At 43.3% G+C, this 3,114-nt stretch carries 1 protein-coding gene and 1 pseudogene; both read left to right on the top strand.

Features of this window, described 5'->3' with window-relative positions; translation table 11 throughout:
• The first annotated feature begins 313 nt into the window (after positions 1 to 313).
• Positions 314 to 2,197 carry a methyl-accepting chemotaxis protein gene (locus AAFM34_RS20650; RefSeq protein WP_341666111.1) on the top strand — a complete coding sequence of 628 codons (1,884 nt, stop codon included), beginning with the start codon at positions 314 to 316 and terminating at the stop codon, positions 2,195 to 2,197.
• A 132-nt stretch (positions 2,198 to 2,329) separates the two neighbouring features.
• Positions 2,330 to 3,064, top strand: a pseudogene (locus AAFM34_RS20645) (glycyl radical enzyme domain-containing protein); the annotation flags it as partial.
• Positions 3,065 to 3,114: the final 50 nt, after the last annotated feature.

Raw genomic sequence — 3,114 nt, 5'->3', positions numbered from 1 at the left:
ATGGGATCATTCAATTGATCTGCCGATTAATGTTTAACTGATCGGCATTAGAGCATTATGCTCGGCTTTTTTTTGAGGTAACTTATATACATCTTTCAATGAACAATATAGATTAAAATTATTTAACCTATCCCTCAAACCTGTCGCCAATATAATGATGACTAGGTATTTTAGACATAATAATGACGTCAAAAATTTATCAATATTACAAAAGGTTACATGTAAGTGATATTTTAATAATATTACGTGCAACGGGAAAAGTTTGTCTATAAAATTAGCAACTTCTGTCTGTTCTTCAACTCATATAAAAATTATGAAATTGTCTCTAAAACAAAAACTCATTGGTGCTAGTTTATTAGCAGTATTGTTAATGGCAGGTGCACTTACTTGGCTTTCGGCTGATCAGCTTTTTAAACAAACTCGTAATGGCGTAATTGCTCGGGCAGATAGCCTGACCAAAACCGCCTCAGAAGGTATTTCTGACTGGATAACGATACGCAAAGATATTGCTAAGTCATTTAATGGTTATACACAACAAACCGATGTTGTACCTTTTCTGCAGCAAGCGCGAAAAGCGGGAGGCTTTGACGATATTTTCCTTGGTACGCCAGAAGGAGAAATGCTCCGCTCGCATCCAGAGCGCAATCGTGCAGATTACGACCCTCGTGTTCGTCCTTGGTATCAAGATGCCAATAATGCAGGTCAGCAAATAATTACCACTGCGTATAAAGATGCCATTACCAATGCTTTACTGGTCACTATTGCAGAGCCAGTTCGTCAAAATGGTACCTTTGTCGGAGTGGTTGGTGCTGATGTACTTATTGATCAGCTAATTAATGATGTAATTAATCTTGATGCAGGTGACAATGCTTACGCAATGCTGATTGATGCTCAAGACGGAACGTTTCTCGCGCACCCAAATAAAGAGTTGTTACTTAAACCTGTTTCAAGTCTTTCTGAAGAACTTTCTATGGCAGCGGTTGAGCGTTCGGCCAATGACGGCTCAATGAAAATTACCGAGCGTAATGGAGAAGAGAAGTTTTACTTTTTCAAGAAAGTCCCCGGGACCGAGTGGATTTTAGCGCTTGAAATGGATCGTCAAACAGAAGAGGCGGCGCACTCGGATCTATTACAAGACCTAATTCTAACCGCCCTCATTGTTACTTTACTGGTGATTGCGGTTGTTTCTTGGCTGGTCAGCTTCTTGTTTCGAGATCTCGGACGAGTGTCTGCTGCTCTTGAAGAAATTGCGTCGGGTGAGGGTGATTTAACACAGCGTCTTGAGCCGCGTAGCGATGATGAAGTGGGCCAGTTGGCAGAAAACTTCAATACTTTTGTTGGCAATATGCATGCAATGGTTTCCAAGCTAAGCAAGGTCTCGGCATCTTTGTCTGAGCAATCGAAACAAACAGCGGCACAAGCAGAAGAGCGTAGTGCGCGCATTCGTTTGCAGCAAGACGAAATCAATATGGTGGCAACGGCCATCAATGAAATGGCTGCGGCCACCCAAGAAATAGCGGGTAATGCAGATAATACCGCTCAGAACTCGTCAGAAGCAGTGACGGCCTGTGTTCATGGTGGAGAGCAAGTGATACAGACTCAAAGCTCAATCCAGAACTTGGCGCAAGAAGTGGAAGTGGCCACTGACGTTATTCAAGAGCTTGAAGTGCACGGAAATAGTATCAGTACCATTCTTTCTACCATTCAAGATATTGCAGAGCAAACAAACCTGCTTGCACTTAATGCAGCTATTGAGGCTGCGCGTGCTGGAGAGCAAGGGCGAGGCTTTGCAGTAGTTGCTGATGAGGTTCGTGTTCTGAGCCAGCGCACCCATGCTTCAACCAAAGAAATTCAGCAGATGATAGAAACGCTTCAAGGCACGACGGGTAAAGCGGTCAACATCATGGGCGATAGTCGTCAGTTGGCTGAAACGAGCGTAACGGATGCAGATTCTGCTGCCATTAGTCTTAATCAAATTCAGACCGCGGTTGAGCAAATCAGTGACATGGCGACACAAATTGCTTCCGCTGCAGAAGAGCAAGCGTCTGTCACATCTGAAATCACGCGTAATACAGTTGGTATTCGCGATGTGTCTGATGAATTGGCAGGAGAGGCGCATGATGCAGCGGCGCAGGCTGCTCAGCTTTCTGATTTATCCTACCAATTAGAACAAGAGATAGGCCGTTTCAAGCTCTAACTACTAAAAAGCCCAGCGTGTATTTGCTGGGCTTTTTTCGACAATTTCCAAAATGGAAACATATTATGAAAGAGAATTCATTAGCAGAATAAAACATCGTTAGCGTAAAGTTTCGAAAAATGGAGATACTTTATGTCTAACAGCTTGAACTCTTTTCAAACTCGCGTGCAAGACATCATCACGGACGCAAACCTTAACCCGAAACAAAAAAGCCAATACCTCGCATTAGAAGCCGAGGGTAACCTTCCTTACCTTTCATTATCCGAGCCTGCGCAAGCAGCCATGGATTCGGGAATTTTGTGTGATTTATTTGAAGGGCACGCCCCGTTTAAACCGCGTTACGTACTGCCAGATTATGCTAAATATCTTGCTCAAGGCTCTGAATATCTTGAGTTAGAGCCTGCCAAAGATTTCGATGATGCGATCAATCTGCTGACTATTCTCTACCACCATGTTCCATCGGTTACCAGTATTCCTGTCTATCTTGGTCATCTAGATGAAGTACTGATGCCTTATGTAGGCGAGCTTGATGAAGAGTCGGTATATCAAAAACTCAAGCGGTTTTGGGTAATGCTGGATAGGACATTACCCGATGCATTTATGCATGTAAACATTGGCCCAACGGATAATATTGTTTGCCGTGCAATATTACGAATTGATGTTGAGCTAAAGCAGGTTGCTCCAAATCTGACTTTTATGTATGACCCCAAGGTGACGCCGGATGATTTACTGCGCCAAGCCACAAGCAACATATGTGCGTGTAGTAAACCTCATATTGCTAACTATCCCATGCATGCACAAAGTTATGGTGATAAGCGTTTTGGCATAGTGAGCTGTTACAATTCACTGCCTTTAGCTGGTGGATCGTAAGCTGGCGGTAAACCCCATCTAATCATTTCCTTTTAAATTCGGTATTG

It is taken from the genome of Vibrio sp., from assembly GCF_038138445.1.
Taxonomy (GTDB): Bacteria; Pseudomonadota; Gammaproteobacteria; order Enterobacterales; family Vibrionaceae; genus Vibrio.
This window is presented reverse-complemented; position numbering and strand designations above follow the sequence as displayed.

Bases quoted from the DNA above. Each gene is read 5' to 3' on its own strand.
- AAFM34_RS20650 (WP_341666111.1), top strand. From the start codon at position 314: ATGAAATTGTCTCTAAAACAAAAACTCATTGGTGCTAGTTTATTAGCA.